The following is a 16,383-nucleotide window of genomic DNA, read 5'->3' on the forward strand; positions in this document are numbered from 1 at the left end:
TAGCTGCCGTGCTGCCGCCACACGTTGGCGGAACCCGGCATCAAGGTGCCCGTCTGACGCCCGCTGGGGGATGTCAGACGGGCATCATTGTTTCCCCACTAGAATGGATCGGAAATCAATTCGAACTTTGCAGGGGAGATCCATGGCTGCGATCAACCGTGACGACGTCGCGCATCTCGCGCGGCTCGCTCACATTGAGATGAGTGACCAAGAACTGGACAGGATGGCCGGAGAACTCGCCGTCATCGTCGATTCGGTCAAATCCGTCAGTCAGGCCGCCGGGGATGACGTCCCGGCCACCTCACACCCCATTCCGCTGAGCAACGTGTTCCGCGAAGACGTTGTGGGCCACACGTTCACCGCGGAACAGGCGCTCTCCGGTGCGCCGGATTCCGACGATAACCGTTTCAAGGTCCCGGCAATCCTGGATGAGGCATAACCCATGACTGACACCAACACACTCATCCGCCTCTCAGCCGCGGCGCTGGCGGAAAAGCTGGCCGCCGGCGAGGTCACCTCCGTCGAGGTCACCCAGGCGTACCTGGACCGGATCGCTGCCGTTGACGGCGGGGAACGCGGAGTCAACGCGTTCCTGCACGTCAATGCTGAGGAGGCGCTCGCCGTCGCCGCCGAGGTGGACGCCATCCGCGCCGCCGGCGGTGCCGAAGCCGAGGCGCTGCATGTCCTGGCCGGCGTCCCCATCGCCGTCAAGGACCTCATCGTCACCATCGGCCAGCCCACCACCGCGGGCTCCAAAATCCTCGAGGGCTGGCACAGCCCGTACGACGCAACCGTGGTGGAGCGCCTGCGCGCGGCGAAGATGCCCATCCTGGGCAAGACCAACCTTGACGAGTTCGCCATGGGCTCCTCCACCGAACACTCGGCCTACGGACCCACCCGCAACCCGTGGGACCTGGACCGCATTCCCGGCGGATCCGGCGGCGGCTCCGCGGCCGCCGTCGCCGCTTTCGAGGCGCCCCTCGCCCTGGGTACGGACACCGGCGGGTCCATCCGCCAGCCCGGCGCCGTCACCGGCACCGTGGGTGTCAAGCCCACGTACGGCAGCGTGTCCCGGTACGGTGCCATCGCCATGGCGTCCTCGCTGGACCAGATCGGCCCCGTGTCCCGGACCGTGCTGGACTCCGCGCTGCTGCACGAGGTCATCGGCGGACACGATCCCCGCGACTCCACCTCGCTCCCGGACCCGCTTGCCGGCCTCGTGGCCGCAGCAAAAACCGGCAATGTTGAAGGCATGCGGATCGGCATCATCAAGGAGCTGCACGGCGAGGGCTACCAGGCCGGCGTCGAAAACCGCTTCCATGACTCCCTGGAGCTCCTGAAGGAAGCCGGCGCGGAAATCGTTGAGGTCTCCTGCCCCAACTTCCAGTACGCCTTGGGTGCCTACTACCTGATCATGCCCTCCGAGGCCTCCTCCAACCTCGCCAAGTTCGACGGCGTCCGGTACGGCCTGCGCGTCCTCCCCGAAGACGGTCCCATGACCATCGAACGCGTCATGGGTGCTACCCGCGCCGCCGGCTTCGGTGACGAAGTGAAGCGCCGCATCATCCTGGGCACCTACGCGCTGAGCGCGGGCTACTACGACGCCTACTACGGCTCGGCCCAGAAGGTCCGCACCCTGGTGCAGCGCGACTTCGATGCCGCCTTCACCGTGGCGGACGTGCTGATTTCGCCCACCGCCCCCACCACAGCCTTCCGCCTCGGCGAAAAGCTGGACGATCCGCTGGCCATGTACCTCAACGACGTCGCCACCATTCCGGCCAACCTGGCAGGTGTGCCGGGCCTGTCCCTGCCGGGCGGCCTGGCGGACGAAGACGGCCTCCCCGTGGGCATCCAGCTGCTGGCACCGGCCCGCGAGGACGCCCGCCTTTACCGGGTAGGCGCCGTGCTGGAGTCGCTGCTTGAGGCCAAGTGGGGCGGACCGATGCTGGCGCAGGCGCCCGAGCTTGCCGCCGCCGGGCCCGTCGAAACCCTTGTTGGAAGCCAGGAGGCAAAGTAATGAACACAGAGGCAATCCTGAGCTTCGAAGAAGCCATGGAGAAGTACGATCCCGTCCTGGGGTTCGAGGTCCACGTGGAGCTCAACACCAAGACCAAGATGTTCTCCTCCGCGCCCAACGTCTTCGGCGACGAGCCCAACACCAACGTCAACGAGGTGGACCTCGGCATGCCCGGCGTCCTGCCCGTGGTGAACAAAACCGCAGTGGAGTCCTCCATCAAGATCGGCCTGGCGCTCAACTGCAAGATCGCCGAGAGCTGCCGGTTTGCCCGGAAGAACTACTTCTACCCGGACACTCCCAAGAACTTCCAGACCTCCCAGTACGACGAACCCATCGCATACGACGGCTACCTGGACATCGAGCTCTCCGACGGCACGGTGTTCCGGGTGGAGATCGAGCGCGCCCACATGGAGGAGGACGCCGGAAAGCTGACCCACATGGGCGGCGCCACCGGCCGCATCCACGGCGCCGACTTCTCCCTGGTGGACTACAACCGGGCTGGCGTTCCGCTGGTGGAAATCGTCACCAAGCCCATTGAGGGGGCAGGCTCCCGGGCACCCGAACTGGCCAAGGCCTACGTGGCTGCGGTCCGGGAGATCGTGAAGAACCTGGGTGTTTCGGACGCCAAGATGGAACGCGGCAACGTGCGCTGCGACGCCAACGTCTCGCTGCGCCCGCACGGCCGCGAAAGGTTCGGCATCCGGTCCGAAACCAAGAACGTGAACTCGCTGCGCGCCGTCGAACACGCCGTCCGCTATGAGATCCAGCGCCACGCCGCCGTCCTGGACGCCGGCAACCCGGTGGTCCAGGAAACCCGCCACTGGCATGAGGACACCCGCACCACCACGTCGGGCCGGCCCAAGTCCGACGCCGACGACTACCGCTACTTCCCGGAGCCGGACCTGGTTCCCGTGGTGGCGTCGCGCGAGTGGGTTGAGGAACTGCGGGCCACCCTGCCCGAGCCGCCGGCCGCCCGCCGGAAGCGCCTGCAGGCTGACTGGGGCTACTCGGACCTCGAGTTCCGCGATGTGGTGAACGCCGGCGTCATGGACGAGATCGAGGAGACCATTGCGGCCGGGGCCTCGGCCTCCGTGGCCCGCAAGTGGTGGATGGGCGAGATCGTGGGGCGTGCGAAGAACGCCGACGTCGATCCCGGCCAGCTCGGCGTCCAGCCCGCCACCATCGTGGAGCTCGCACGCATGGTGGAAGAGGGCAAGATCAACAACAAGATGGCCACGGAGGTGCTGGACGGCGTCCTGGCCGGCGAAGGCACCCCCGCGGACATCGTGGAGAAGCGCGGCCTGGCCGTGGTCTCCGACGACGGGCCCCTGCTCGAAGCCATCGATGCCGCGCTGGCTGCCCAGCCCGGCGTCGCGGACAAGATCCGCGGCGGCAAGGTCCAGGCCGTCGGCGCCATCGTGGGCGGAGTGATGAAGGCCACCCGCGGCCAGGCCGACGCCGCCCGCGTCCGGGAGCTGATCCTGGAGAAGCTGGGCGTCACCGCGTAGCCCTCCCCCAACTGGGTAGCAGTAAATGTCGTTTTGAGCGCTCATAACGACATCGGCTGCTACCCGGTTTTGTTTAAGTAGTACTCACTTCCGACGTCCCCCAGGCTACTCGTGTGCGGCAGTACAGCCCCGTCCTACACTGAACCACCAGGGCTCCGCTCACGGGGAATGCCCTGCCGTTGCTGTGGGAGGTATGGGTATGTCGGTAAGGAAACCGCTGGGATTCCGCAAGGCTGCGCTCGGTGGAGCGGTGGCACTCGTCCTGACCGGGACCGGGGTGGCGTTCGCGTGGGCCTCGAACGAGACTCCGCCGCCCGCACCGCCGTCGTCCTCGCCGCCGGGAAAGTCGGGCAATGCCCCTGGACAGGACAGTGCCCCCGGCCGGGACAAAGCGCCCGGACACAACAAGCCGGACAAGGCACAGCGCCCGCAGCACCTGCATGGCGAGAGCGTGGCCAAGAAGGCTGACGGGACTTTCCAGACCGAGGTGACCCAGCGCGGCGCCGTGGAGTCCGTCAGTGACACCTCCATCACCGTTCGAAGCGAGGACGGCTACTCGCAGGCCTACACCATCGACGCCAGCACGAGGATTACGCAGGTGGCGTCTCCGCCGGCGGATGGTTCTGAGGCCAAGGACGACGGCGGCAAGCGGCCCAAGCGGGCCGACGGAACCATCGCGGACATCGCCGCAGGCGACGAGGTCCGGATCTCCGGAGTCAAGGACGGCGACGCCGTGACCGCGGAGAGGATTGTTGAAGGTGCCGGCGAGGATCCTGGGCTCGGACTGGGCCGCGGCCACGGACAGGGCAGGGAACCCAAGTAGGTAGCAGCAGATGTCGTTTTCAGCCCTCATAACGACATCAACTGCTACCCAGTTGGGTCAGCCCTGTTCCACCAGCTCCGCCATGATGCCCTGCAGCGCCTCACAGACAATGGTCACGGACCGCCGCTTCAGGTTTTCAGGCCTGGCCAGCAGGTCGATCCGGCGCCGGGTGCTGATTCCCTCGAGCGGGCGCAGCACGATGTCCGGATTCAGTACCGGCCCCGCGGTGTACCTGGGGAGCAAGCCCACCACGCCGCCCGTGGCAACCAGGGCGGCCACTGTGGAGTAATCGTTGATCCGGTGGACGATGTTCGGCTCGCGGCTGGAAAAGGCGGCGACGGCGGACAGCACGTCCGCGGGGGAGTAGCCGGCGTGGCTGGTCACCCAGGCCTCGCCGCCGACGTCGTCCGCTGTGACCGCCCCTTTGGCCGCCAGGGGGTGCCTGGCGGGCAAAGCCACATCCAGGGGCTCGTGGGCAAGCGGGATCACCGTCACCCGTTCGGCAGGCCAACGCGGGCTGTGGTCCATCCGGTGGGCGAGCACCAGGTCATAGCGCGCGGTGAGGGCGGGGAAGTCCTGCTGGGCCACGTCCTCGTCCGAGAGTTCTATCCGCGGCTGTCCAGGGGCGGCGAGTATGCGGGCGAGCGGGGCGAAGACCGCCTGGCCCGCGCTGTGGAATCCGCACAGGCTTACCCTGCCGGCAGCAGAACCGTGGTAGTTCCCGATGGCATCTTTGGCGTCTGCCATGGCGCTGACGACGGCGGCCCCGGCATCGGCCAGCACCTGGCCTGCCTCGGTGAGCACCAGGTTGCGGCCCTCCTTGCGGGTGAGCGGGACCTCGACCTTCCGTTGCAGCAGGGCCAGCTGCTGGGAGACGGCGGAGGGGGTGACCATGAGGGTGTCCGCCACTGCCTTGACGCTTCCGAGGGCGCCCAGTTCGCGCAGGATTTCAAGCTGGTGAATCTCCATCCCAGCAGTCTATGCGTTAGGAAGAGCTACACCGTCGATTGAGTATTTTGCTGTTGTGCTAAAGCTTTTTCCTCGTTGTAATGAGGAAGGCAGGACCTGCCACGACAGACAAAGAGTGAGGAAGCCGATGAAGGCTTTGTACAAGGCCGGACCCCAGGCCGGCTTCGAACTGGTGGACCGCCCCGAGCCGGTGCCTGGCCCTGCTGATGTGAAGATCCGGGTGATGACCACCGGCATCTGCGGCACCGACCTCCACATCCACTCCTGGGATTCCTGGGCGCAGGGGATCATTGAAGCCCCCCTCATCCCTGGCCACGAGTTCTACGGCGAGGTTGTGGAAACCGGCGAGGACGTCCGCGACGTCAAAGTGGGGGACAGAGTGTCCGGAGAGGGCCATGTAGTGTGTGGGATCTGCCGGAACTGCCGCGCCGGCAGGCGGCAGATGTGCATCCATACCGTCAGCGTGGGCGTGCAGCGTGACGGTGCGTTTGCAGAGTACGTGGTGATCCCGGAAACCAACGTCTGGGTCCACCACGATCCCTCGGTCACGCCCGAACTCGGTGCCATCTTCGACCCCTTCGGCAATGCCGTGCACACCGCCCTCAGCTTCCCGCTGGTTGGGGAGGATGTGCTGATCACCGGCGCCGGACCCATCGGGCTGATGGCCATCGCCGTTGCCCGGCACGCCGGGGCCCGCAAGATTGCCATCACCGATGTCTCGCGGCCACGCCTTGACCTCGCCCGCCAGCTGGGGGCAGACCTCGCGATCGATGTTTCCACCACCCGCGTGCGGGATGCCCAGCGCGACCTCGGCATGCGTGAGGGCTTCGACATCGGCATGGAAATGTCCGGCCATCCCGGTGCGCTGCCGGAGATGATCGACAACATGAACCACGGCGGCCGGATCGCCATGCTCGGCCTGCCCAGCCAGGACATCATCATCGACTGGGGCAAGGTGGTCACCCACATGCTCACGCTCAAGGGCATCTACGGCCGCGAAATGTATGAAACCTGGTATGCCATGAGCGCCATGCTCTCGTCCAACCCCGTGCTGCATGCGGGAATTTCCGCCGTCGTCACGGACACGATCCCTGCCGGCCAGTGGGAGAAGGGCTTCGACCTTGCCCGCAGCGGCGCAGGTGGCAAAGTTGTCCTCGACTGGACCCAACTCTAAGGAACGCCATGTACACCTCGATCAAGGACCAGCTGCGCACGGAGCTGGACGATATTCGCAGCGCGGGCCTTTTCAAGACCGAACGCAGCATCAGTTCCCCGCAGTCCAGCCACATCACGGCCGGACAGCTGGGGCAGCCGGGCGCGGACGTGCTGAACTTCTGCGCCAACAACTACCTTGGCCTGGCGGACCACCCGGACATCATCGACGCGGCCAAGGCGGCCATGGACGAGCGAGGCTTCGGCATGGCCAGCGTGCGGTTCATCTGCGGCACCCAGGACCTGCACCTGGAACTCGAATCCAGGGTTTCCCGCTTTCTGGGCACCGAGGACACCATCCTGTTCTCCAGCTGCTTTGACGCCAACGGCGGGGTCTTCGAATCGCTCTTCGGGCCGGAGGATGCCATCATTTCCGATGCCCTGAACCATGCCTCGATCATCGACGGGATCCGGCTCTGCAAGGCGCAGCGGTACCGGTACGCCAACCAGGACATGGCGGACCTCGAGGCGAAGCTTGTGGAGGCGAAGGACGCCCGCCGCAGGATCGTGGTCACCGATGGCGTCTTCTCCATGGACGGGTACCTTGCGCCGCTGGAGGCCATCTGCGACCTCGCTGAGAAGCACGACGCACTGGTCATGGTGGACGACTCCCACGCCGTCGGCTTCATGGGTGCGACGGGTGCGGGCACGCCCGAACACGCCGGTGTGTCGCACCGGGTGGACATCTACACCGGAACGTTCGGGAAGGCGCTCGGCGGAGCGTCCGGCGGCTACGTGTCCGGCCGGGCCGAGGTGGTGGCCATGCTCCGCCAGAAGGCCCGCCCCTACCTGTTCTCCAACTCGGTAGCTCCAGCCATTGTTGCGGCCACCATCAAGGCCCTGGACCTGGTGGAGAACTCGGCGGACCTGCGGCGCACGCTCTTCGAGAACGCCGTCCTGTTCCGGCGCCGGATGACGGAGGAAGGCTTCGATCTCCTGCCCGGGGAACACGCTATTGTGCCGGTGATGTTCGGCGACGCCGTGCTGGCCGCAAAGGTGGCCGACAGGATGCTGCAGCACGGCGTCTTTGTCACGGCCTTCAGCTTCCCGGTGGTTCCGCGGGGTGCCGCGCGGATCCGGGTGCAGCTATCGGCTGCGCACTCGGCGGACGACGTCGAAGCGTGCGTGCGTGCCTTCCTCGCCAGCCGCGCCGAGGTAGCAGGCCAGGAGGGGTAGCGCCGGGAGTCAAGTCTGCGAGGATAGGGAAATGGCAGCTCATTATGATGTCCTGATTGTCGGCGGCGGCATTGCCGGACTGTCCCTGGCGTCCGCGCTGGCGGGCAAATGCAGCGTGGCATTGGTGGAGGCGGAACAGGAACTGGCGTACCACACGTCATCCCGCTCGGCCCGCCAGTTCATTCCGAGCTACGGCCCGCCCGTGGTCCAGGAACTGACCGTCCGGACGCTTGAGCTGCTTGCCGCTCGCGATGCTGAGCTGTCCGAGCCCATCCTGACGCCCCGCAGCTTCATGCTGATCGGTGCAGAGGAAGACGTGGCCGCGGAAGCCAGCGGACTCATGCGGTCCATTACCCCCGCTGAGGCGCTGGAGCTTTGCCCGGCGCTGGTCCCCGGTACCTTCCAGGCCGCGGGACTGGATGAAGGGTCCTTCGGCTGCAACGCGCCGCTGCTGCTGGCAGACCACAGGCAGCGCGCTGAGACTGCCGGGGTGGACATCATTACCGGCGCGAAGGTGCACACCGCGCAACGGCTGGGTTCCGGATGGCAGGTGGGAGCCGGCACAGAGGGTTTCCAGGCGGGTGTCGTGGTCAACGCTGCCGGAGCCTGGGCGGACGAACTTGCCGTGATCAGCGGCGTGGAAAAGCTGGGACTCCAGCCGTACCGCCGGACGGCGGCGATTGCCGCCGTCGACCATCCCCTGCCTGAACACAGCCCCATGGTGGCGGCGGCGGACAATTCGTTCTATTTCCGGCGGGACGGGGACGACGTGCTCATTTCGCCCTCCGAGTCGGAGCCCAGCGGACCGGAGGATGCCCGGCCGCGGCCCGGTGATATTGAGCGGCTGGTGGACAGGTTGAACCAGGTAACCACGCTCGGGATCACTGAAGTCCGCAGGGCATGGACGGGGCTGCGGACTGAAGCGGCCGACGGCGTTCCGGTCGCGGGGTTCGACGCGGAGGCCCCGGGCTTCTATTGGCTCGCCGGGCAGGGCGGCTACGGGTTCCAGACGTCCTCGGCCATGGCTGAGCTCGCGGCAGCCCAGATTTTGGCGGGCCAGGCCGGTGCTGCCGCCGCGAGCGGGACAGCGGGTCCGGAATCCCGGACAGCGCAGGCGCTGGCGGCCACCCGCTGGTCCGTGCGGCGCTGAAGAATGGCTGTATGAGCACCCTGATTACCAATATCGCCGAGTTGATGACGCAGGACCTGGAACACCGGGTCCTGAAGGACGCGGCGGTGGTGGTGGAGGGCGAGCGGATTTCATGGATCGGCGCTGCTGCCGATGCTCCGGCTGCCGATGACGCCGTGGACCTGGGCGGCCGCGCCGTGCTGCCTGGCTGGGTGGACTCCCATACCCACCTGCTGTTCGCAGGGGACCGGACCGCCGAGTTCGAGGCGCGGATGGCGGGGGAGTCCTACGCGGCCGGAGGCATCGCGGTCACCATGAACGCGACCCGTGCCACATCGGATTTTGACCTTACCCGCCTGGCGCTTGGCCGTGTTGACGAAGCCGTCTCGCAGGGAACCACCTACCTTGAGACGAAAACCGGCTACGGCCTGGACGTTGAACACGAAACCCGGAGCGCACGGATTGCCTCCACCGTGGCGGACCAGGTCACTTTCCTGGGGGCGCACCTGGTTCCCGTGGGGCAGGACCCGGAGGAATACACCGAACTGGTTTGCGGTCCCATGCTGGCGGCTGTCCGTCCCTTTGTGCAGTGGGCAGACGTCTTCTGTGAGGAAGGAGCCTTCACTGCCGAACAGTCCCGGCGGGTCCTGCTGGCCTGCCGCGACGCCGGCCTGGGGCTCCGCGTCCACGGAAACCAGCTTGGTGAAGGGCCGGGCGTGCAGCTCGCGGTGGAGCTCGATGCCGCCAGCGTGGACCACGTTAATTACCTCGCCGCCGGGGATCTTGATGCCCTGGTTGGGACCTGGACCGGCTGGGACGCCAGCTCAGGTACCGGCAGACGCGGCACGGTTGCGACCTGCCTGCCGGCCTGCGACCTTTCCACCCGGCAGCCGCTGGCCCCTGCCCGGGCGCTCTTGGATGCCGGCGTCCAGGTGGCGCTCGCGTCCAACTGCAACCCGGGAACGTCCTACACGAGCTCCATGGCGTTTTGTGTTGCCACGGCGGTGCTGCAGATGCGCCTCAGCGTCCATGAAGCAGTCCGGGCAGCCACGTACGGGGGAGCCCTCGCGTTGCACAAGGACACAGGGAACGACGCCGACGGCGAACGGGCGGTGGGGTCCATCGCGGTCGGCCACCGGGCCGATTTGCATGTCCTTAGTGCGCCGTCCGCCACCCACCTCGCCTACCGGCCGGGGATGCCCTTGACATACGCTGTGTGGCGGGCAGGAAAGCAGGCGCGGTAGTTTCCGGCTTCATATGACGTTAGATGATCGTTTTAGGTCTGTTATGATCAGAAAACGTCATCTGAGGTGGTGGCTTGAGTACTTGGAGGCCCAGCATGACCCGCACTGACAGACTGACGGCAATCCTGGACCTCCTTGCACGGACCGGCCAGGTGGAGGTCGAGGAGATCGTCAGCACCTTGAACGTTTCCCCAGCCACCGCCCGGCGCGATCTGGACAGCCTGGCCAAACGCCGACTGCTCACCAGGACCCGCGGCGGCGCCACCACCGGAGCCCTTGCCTACGATCTTCCCGGCCGGTACAACCGCGATGACCACGCTGAGGCCAAGGAGCAGATTGCCCAGGCTGCCTCTGCGCTGATAGCGCCCGGTGCAGTCATCGGGTTGTGCGGCGGGACCACCAGCACCGCGCTGGCACAAATCCTGGCCACGCGCGAAGACCTCAACGCGCCGTCCAACCAGCCCACCCTGACAGTGGTCACGAACGCGATCAACATCGCTTCGCAGCTGGCGGTCCGGCCCAGCATCAAAGTCATGGTCACGGGCGGGATCCTCAATCCACGCTCCTACGAGCTGGTGGGTCCCTACACGGACATCATCATGCAGAAGGTGGTGCTGGACATCGCCTTCATCGGCGTGAACGGCATTGATCCCGAAGTGGGGCCAACCAATACGGGTGAGGGTGAGGCCTCCGTCAATGCCCTCCTCGCCAGCAGGGCACGGGTTTCCTACGTCCTGGCGGACTCGTCCAAGGTCGGAGTGCGCGCTTTTGCCACCATGGACGGATACAACTTCACCCGGCTGATCACGGATTCCGGGATCTCGGCGAAGGACAAGGCCGCCTTTGAAGCCAACGGCACAGAAGTGATCGTCGCCGCCGGCTAAGCGGCGCTGGTTGGGCGGCGCTGGCTCGTCGCTAGGGGGTGAGAGGCACTGGCTGGCTGCACCGGCTTGGCGGCACTGGCCCGGCGGATCCATTGGAGGTAGTCCGGCCGGTAGCGGCGTGACACTGGAAGAACAATCAGCGCGGATCCAGAAACTGAAGGCAAGATGGGAGCATGCTGGTTCCCTCCCGCCGTCGCCTGCGGTTCGAAGTGTGGATTGTCCTGGGTCTGTCCCTGGGCCAGTCTGCTGTGTACTCCGTGGTGCAGCTCCTGGACAAGATGACTCGTGCACCGCTGGCGGAAGGTACCTCCACACTTAACCGCTCGCAGAGCACCCGCGAATATTTCGACCTGACGTACCAGCTGCTGGACATTCTGTTCGCGCTGGTTCCGGTGCTGCTGGTGCTCTACTTCCTCACCGACCAGCGGCAGGCCTCGTCCGGCCATGGCAGCAACCCGGGTTCAGCCTTCCAAAAGCTGGGCTTTAACTTCGCCCGCCCCGGCCGGGATCTGCTCCAGGGGCTGGGTCTGGCAGCCCTGATCGGCGTTCCTTCCCTGGGCCTGTACGCTGCAGGCCGGGCCCTGGGGATTACGACGGCCATCATTCCCAGCGCACTGGACGCGTACTGGTGGACGGTGCCGGTGCTGATCCTCTCCGCGATGCGCCATGCCGTGGTGGAGGAGGTCATCGTGGTGGGTTACCTGATGAACCGCTTCGGAAAGTTCGGCTGGAGCATTCCGCTTTCAATCATGGCAAGCTCGCTGCTTCGCGGCACCTACCACCTGTATCAGGGCTTCGGCCCCTTCATCGGCAACGTGGTGATGGGCATCGTCTTCGCGTGGCTGTACACCCGCACGCGGCGTGTGATGCCGCTTGTCATAGCCCACGCGCTGCTCGACATCGTGGCCTTCGTGGGCTTCAGCCTGTTCGGCAAGGCAGTCGGGCTGGGCTAAGCCTTCGCGGCAACCTCAGGCACTTTTGTCAGCACGACGGCGGACAGGAGGTGGCAGCTAAGTCAGTGCCGGGTCGCAGTCCGTTACTGCGTCCCAGTCAGTTACGGGGTCCCAGTCATTCAGGGGGTCTTGGGGCCGGACGGCTGGCAGGGCGTAGAAGTCGTCCCAGAGGGGGTCGTCCGCTGGTAGGTCGTCCAGGTCTATGAGGTTGTCATCTTCAGGTTCCTCCGGTGGAGGTTCCGGGTGCAGGAGGTCTGCGGCAGGGAAGTCCTGGGCGGCGGGCATCGGCGGGTGGGGCAGCAAGCCGCGGACTTGCCCGTCGTGGTGTTCCCCCGGGTTCAGCCCCGCCGGGAGGGCCAACATGACAGTTTCCGGCCTGTGGGGTGGTTCCCAGTCCTGGTGTTCGCTTTTGTAGTGCCGGCCGGTGGGTGAGGTCCAGCCGGGTGGTTCGTTCTTGGTGGCCGGTGTTGGTGTCCAGCCGGTGGTGTGCCGGAGTTTGTGGTGTTTTGGGCAGGGTTGTCCGAGGTTGCTGATTCCGGTTGTCCCGCCGTGCTGCCAGGCGAGGAGGTGGTCTGCCTCGTTATCCAGGGAGTTGTTGCTGCAGCCGGGGAAGGGGCATGTGCCGTCCCGCATCCGCAGCCAGTTCCGCATGGCTTTGGTGACCCGGTAGCTGGTCCGGCCGATTTCCAGCGGCGCCCCGTCCCTGGGATCAACGAGCACACGGTGGAAGGAGTCAGCTCCGTTCGCGACAAGTTTCCGGGCCATGGACGGCGGGATGGGCCCGAACCCGTCCAGCATGGCGGGCTCGTCGGTCACTCCCATGAAGGCCAATACGGGCACGGTGACGAGCACCTGCGCCCGGATCGTCGACGACGGGGTGGGATCCGTTCCTGCGCCTGCCACGGCGCTGTTGCCTGCATTGGAGTTTGTACTGGTGCCGCTGGTGAGGAGCGCTTCGGCGAACTGGTCGGCCCGGATCTGGGTGAGGGTGCGGGGCTCGTTGGGTCCTTGTGCGGCCCGGGCGAGGGCGTTGAGGCGGTTCCATCCTGCCATGGCCTGGTGGGCGGGGAGGCAGGCCGAGAGCCAGGCCATGCCGTCCTGGTCCGGCCGGTATTCCACCCGCCGGTCCGCCAGACCCTTGGCGTGGCGTTTCTCGATCGATTCGGGGTGGTGGCGTTCCCGCCAGGTGCGTGCTTTGTGCTTGAACCGGTGCGCGGGCATCTCCCCGATCGTGGCCGCGGTGGCGGGCCTGGGGGTGTCGGGGTCCAGGAAATGGCCCTCAAGGGCGGCGGCGCCGGCGGCATCGAGGGTGGCTGCCTCGTCCGCCATGCCCCGGGCGTGCTGCCACGAGAGCGTGCCGGCCTGCAGGGCGGAAAGTGTCAGGGGCAAGGTGGTGGTCAGGGCGTGGGAGACGGACAGGAACGCGCTGGCGGCCCGCGGCCCGATGGCCAGCACGCACCCGATCTCCGCGGCGATGGCCATTTCCTGCGCGCGGGCCGGCGTCCCGGGAGGGGCCAGGGTATGGGCGGTGTCGGCGTATTTCATGGCAGCGCGAGACTTCAGGCCTGCGAGCCCGGCTTCTGCCTCCTTGGCGCCGGCGAGGATGTCCAGGTTTCCATCGGCCAGCCCGGCCAACGGATCGGCAGCCGAGAACGGCTCCGAACCGCACCCGTCCACCTCGGCGTTGAGCAATGCAAGGGCGGCCCTGATGTCCGCAAACGCCTTCGCCACCGCTTCGCTGCCCATAAACCCATCATCGGGGGAGGGTCTGACATTGACGCCGGAAGAGGCCGGGCATGCGGGAAACACGGCAAACTGGAACTGCTGGGAGACGAATTCGGCCGCCATCGGCGGGTGACGCCGTTGTCACCTGCTGATGGCGGCCGAAGCTTACGCGGGCAGTCTCAAGTACCGGCCCGGGTTGATACCCGGCGGGGGCGAACCCATGCCGGGAGGGGGCATCAGATAATGACTGCCCCGTTGGCGGTCTCGAAAGTCACCGAAAGGATCCCGGGGGTTCCGTGCGGTGCCACCCATTCCACGGCTACATCTTCCAGCGGCTTCTCCACGGGTTCACCCAGCCACTCGGTTACCCGGGCGGCAGAGCCGGCTATGGTGAGGCAACTCATCTTGACGTTGCTCTCATAAGCGTTGGAGGGGTGCAGGGAAGGATCGCCCTCCCACTTGAGCATGTACGGGACCTGGGGGTCCGCGATCAGGCCGAGGATGCCGATCTGTTTCCAAACCAGTTCGCGGCCGTCAGGGAACTTACGGTTGCCGTTGACTGAGGAGCGGCCCAGGCGTTCCTCAAAGGGGGCCAGGTCATCTACCTCGACGCACCAGCCCATCCAGCCGCCGCCGGCTGCAGACCGTGCACGCACTGCCTGGCCGAAGGGCGCCTTGTCCGAAGCCGGGTGGTCCAGGACCTCAACGACCTCAAGGTACTTGTGCCCCGCGAGCGGGATGATCATATTCCGGGTTCCGAACCGCGGGTGTACTCCACCCTTCACTGCCTCAACGCCGAGGGCAGAGGAAATACGTTCGGTGGTGGCAGCCAGGCCATCGTGTTCACAGGCGTAAGAGACGTGATCCATGCGCATGGCAACATCTTGGCACTTTGTGATCGGGCTCTCAGCTAAGGGTAGCCTTACTGGGATTTCCCCTGCGGAAAGTGATTGCGCGGACTCCCGCAGGGGTCATGCGCGGGACCATGTTCGTCACAATGCTGTGCCGCTTTGTGCAGGTGTTCCTACACTGGGCTCAGGTTATGAGTGCCAGCGCCAAGCCCCGGCTTGCTGGCCGGCAACCCTCCTTCCGCGGTGGGGTGCCCCGGGTGAGGACCTGGCTGTCCGGTAAATGGCCGGATGGCAAGCGCGGCCCGCGGTGCTTCGTGCATGCCGGGCCCAGTCAAAGGAGCCTTAGTTGTCCAACGGATGGTCATTCGAAACCCGTCAGATCCATGCAGGACAGGAGCCGGACAGTGCCACAGGCGCCCGGGCACTTCCTATCTACCAGACCACGTCCTTCGTTTTTCCCAGCGCCGAGAGCGCCGCCAACCGGTTCGCCCTTGCTGAACTGGCACCCATCTATACCCGCATCGGCAACCCCACCCAGGAGGCCGTGGAACAGCGGATCGCCAGCCTTGAAGGCGGGCTGGGGGCACTGCTGCTGAGTTCGGGCCAGGCCGCCGAGACCTTCGCCATCCTGAACATTGCGGAGGCCGGCGACCATATCGTTGCCAGCCCCAGCCTTTACGGCGGAACATACAACCTCTTTGCCCACACCCTGAAGAAGTTCGGCATTTCGGTGACCTTCGTGGCGGACCCGGACAACCTGGAGCAGTGGCGCACTGCAGTGCAGCCCAACACCAAGCTGTTCTTCGGCGAGGTGGTTTCCAACCCCCGGCAGGACGTCCTGGACATCGAAGGCATCTCCCAGGTGGCACACGAGGCCGGTGTGCCCCTGATCGTGGACAACACCCTGTCCACCCCGTACCTGATCCGCCCGCTGGAATGGGGAGCGGACATCGTTGTCCATTCGGCAACCAAGTACCTGGGCGGCCACGGCTCCGCGATTGCCGGCGTGATCGTGGACTCAGGAAACTTCGACTTCGGCAAGGACCCGGCGAAGTTCCCGGGCTTCAACACCCCGGACCTCACCTACAACGGGCTGGTGTACGCCAGGGACCTGGGCAAGGACGGTGCCCTTGGCGCCAACCTGTCCTACATCCTCAAGGCCCGCGTCCAGTTGCTCCGGGACCTGGGCTCCGCCGTCTCCCCGTTCAACGCATTCCTGATCGCACAGGGCCTGGAAACGCTGAGCCTGCGCGTGGAACGGCACGTTGCCAACGCCACGGAAGTGGCGCGCTGGCTGGAGGGAAGGGACGACGTCGAATCCGTCGCCTATGCGGGGTTGCCCTCCAGCCCGTGGTACGAGCGGGGCCGCAAGTATGGCCCCAAGGGCACGGGCGCGATTGTGTCCTTCAACCTGGCCGGCGGAGCCGAGGCCGGCAAGCGCTTCGTGGACGCGCTGGAGCTGCACTCCCATGTGGCGAACATCGGTGACGTCCGCTCCCTTGTCATCCACCCGGCGTCGACCACCCACAGTCAGCTTTCCCCGGAGCAGCAGGCTGTTGCCGGCGTAACCCCCGGCCTGGTCCGGCTGTCGGTGGGAATCGAACACATCGATGACATCCTGGCGGACCTGGAAGCCGGATTCCGGGCAGCGAAGGATGCCACCGGAGCCTAGCCAGGCACCCGAAGAACCCACCACGGCGGCAGGCCGGGGAAGTCACAACCAGTCACACTCTTGGCGGCAGGCGGGGGCTGTTTCGTACACTCGAACCAGGTCATGAGTGCCAGTGACAGCCCCGGCTTGCTGGCCGGCAACCCTCCTTCCGCGGTGGGGTGCCCCGGGTGAAGACCTGGCCTGCCGGTCATTCGACGGCGGGCAAGCGCGTAGAAGAGGT

At 66.2% G+C, this 16,383-nt stretch carries 14 protein-coding genes and 2 riboswitches; of the genes, 11 read left to right on the forward strand and 3 right to left on the reverse strand.

Translation table 11 applies throughout. The annotated features are described in order from the left end of the window. Nucleotides 1-142 precede the first annotated feature (142 nt). The 4 genes from gatC (at nt 143) to IEX43_RS04660 (ending at nt 4,348) form a co-directional block, all read left to right on the forward strand. Nucleotides 143-439 carry an Asp-tRNA(Asn)/Glu-tRNA(Gln) amidotransferase subunit GatC gene (gatC, locus tag IEX43_RS04645; protein WP_059319419.1) on the forward strand — a complete coding sequence of 99 codons (297 nt, stop codon included), beginning with the start codon at nt 143-145 and terminating at the stop codon, nt 437-439. Nucleotides 440-442: 3 nt separating this feature from the next. Next, nucleotides 443-2,017, forward strand: a complete 1,575-nt coding sequence (gatA, locus tag IEX43_RS04650; RefSeq protein ID WP_188809287.1) for an Asp-tRNA(Asn)/Glu-tRNA(Gln) amidotransferase subunit GatA — start codon at nt 443-445, stop codon at nt 2,015-2,017. Then, nucleotides 2,017-3,525 carry an Asp-tRNA(Asn)/Glu-tRNA(Gln) amidotransferase subunit GatB gene (gene gatB, locus IEX43_RS04655; RefSeq protein WP_188730168.1) on the forward strand — a complete coding sequence of 503 codons (1,509 nt, stop codon included), beginning with the start codon at nt 2,017-2,019 and terminating at the stop codon, nt 3,523-3,525. The genes gatA and gatB overlap by 1 nt, the downstream gene beginning before the upstream one ends. Nucleotides 3,526-3,724: 199 nt before the next feature. Further along, nucleotides 3,725-4,348 (forward strand): DUF5666 domain-containing protein, encoded by a 624-nt coding sequence (locus IEX43_RS04660; RefSeq protein ID WP_188809288.1) that lies wholly within the window; start codon nt 3,725-3,727, stop codon nt 4,346-4,348. A 57-nt stretch (nt 4,349-4,405) separates the two neighbouring features. Here the strand turns inward: IEX43_RS04660 and IEX43_RS04665 are convergent, their stop codons facing one another. Then, nucleotides 4,406-5,317, reverse strand: coding sequence for a LysR family transcriptional regulator (locus IEX43_RS04665; RefSeq protein WP_188809289.1), 912 nt, complete (start codon nt 5,315-5,317; stop codon nt 4,406-4,408). Nucleotides 5,318-5,444: 127 nt separating this feature from the next. On the opposite strand from IEX43_RS04665, the gene tdh reads away from it, so the two are divergent. From tdh to IEX43_RS04695, 6 genes are all read left to right on the forward strand, one after another. Then, nucleotides 5,445-6,491, forward strand: coding sequence for an L-threonine 3-dehydrogenase (tdh, locus tag IEX43_RS04670; protein WP_188809290.1), 1,047 nt, complete (start codon nt 5,445-5,447; stop codon nt 6,489-6,491). An 8-nt stretch (nt 6,492-6,499) separates the two neighbouring features. Next, entirely contained in the window at nt 6,500-7,705 is a 1,206-nt protein-coding gene (locus IEX43_RS04675) for a glycine C-acetyltransferase (RefSeq protein WP_188809291.1), read from the forward strand. A gap of 31 nt (nt 7,706-7,736) precedes the next feature. Further along, the gene (locus tag IEX43_RS04680) at nt 7,737-8,855 is read left to right on the forward strand and encodes an NAD(P)/FAD-dependent oxidoreductase (RefSeq protein WP_188809292.1); all 1,119 of its coding nucleotides are present in this window, start codon (nt 7,737-7,739) and stop codon (nt 8,853-8,855) included. An 11-nt stretch (nt 8,856-8,866) separates the two neighbouring features. Further along, nucleotides 8,867-10,078 carry an imidazolonepropionase gene (gene hutI / locus IEX43_RS04685; RefSeq protein WP_188809293.1) on the forward strand — a complete coding sequence of 404 codons (1,212 nt, stop codon included), beginning with the start codon at nt 8,867-8,869 and terminating at the stop codon, nt 10,076-10,078. A gap of 95 nt (nt 10,079-10,173) precedes the next feature. Beyond that, complete coding sequence (locus IEX43_RS04690) at nt 10,174-10,962, forward strand: DeoR/GlpR family DNA-binding transcription regulator (RefSeq protein WP_188809294.1); 789 nt, start codon at nt 10,174-10,176, stop codon at nt 10,960-10,962. A gap of 173 nt (nt 10,963-11,135) precedes the next feature. After that, a complete protein-coding gene (locus tag IEX43_RS04695; RefSeq protein WP_188809295.1) occupies nt 11,136-11,915 on the forward strand; it encodes a CPBP family intramembrane glutamic endopeptidase in 780 nt (259 codons plus the stop codon). Nucleotides 11,916-11,972: 57 nt separating this feature from the next. Here IEX43_RS04695 and IEX43_RS04700 read toward each other — a convergent pair whose 3' ends face one another. Next, on the reverse strand, nt 11,973-13,661 hold the full coding sequence (locus IEX43_RS04700; protein WP_188809296.1) for an HNH endonuclease signature motif containing protein: 1,689 nt from the start codon (nt 13,659-13,661) through the stop codon (nt 11,973-11,975). 215 nt (nt 13,662-13,876) lie between these two features. Further along, complete coding sequence (locus IEX43_RS04705) at nt 13,877-14,515, reverse strand: VOC family protein (protein ID WP_188809297.1); 639 nt, start codon at nt 14,513-14,515, stop codon at nt 13,877-13,879. Between the two features lie 163 nt (nt 14,516-14,678). Beyond that, nucleotides 14,679-14,795: riboswitch (SAM riboswitch) on the forward strand. Nucleotides 14,796-14,837: 42 nt separating this feature from the next. Between IEX43_RS04705 and IEX43_RS04710 the strand changes: the two genes are divergently transcribed. After that, the gene (locus IEX43_RS04710) at nt 14,838-16,163 is read left to right on the forward strand and encodes a bifunctional o-acetylhomoserine/o-acetylserine sulfhydrylase (RefSeq protein WP_188809298.1); all 1,326 of its coding nucleotides are present in this window, start codon (nt 14,838-14,840) and stop codon (nt 16,161-16,163) included. Nucleotides 16,164-16,261: 98 nt separating this feature from the next. Continuing rightward, nucleotides 16,262-16,377, forward strand: a riboswitch (SAM riboswitch). Nucleotides 16,378-16,383 lie beyond the last annotated feature (6 nt).

This window comes from Pseudarthrobacter polychromogenes (genome assembly GCF_014644495.1).
GTDB lineage: Bacteria > Actinomycetota > Actinomycetes > Actinomycetales > Micrococcaceae > Arthrobacter > Arthrobacter polychromogenes.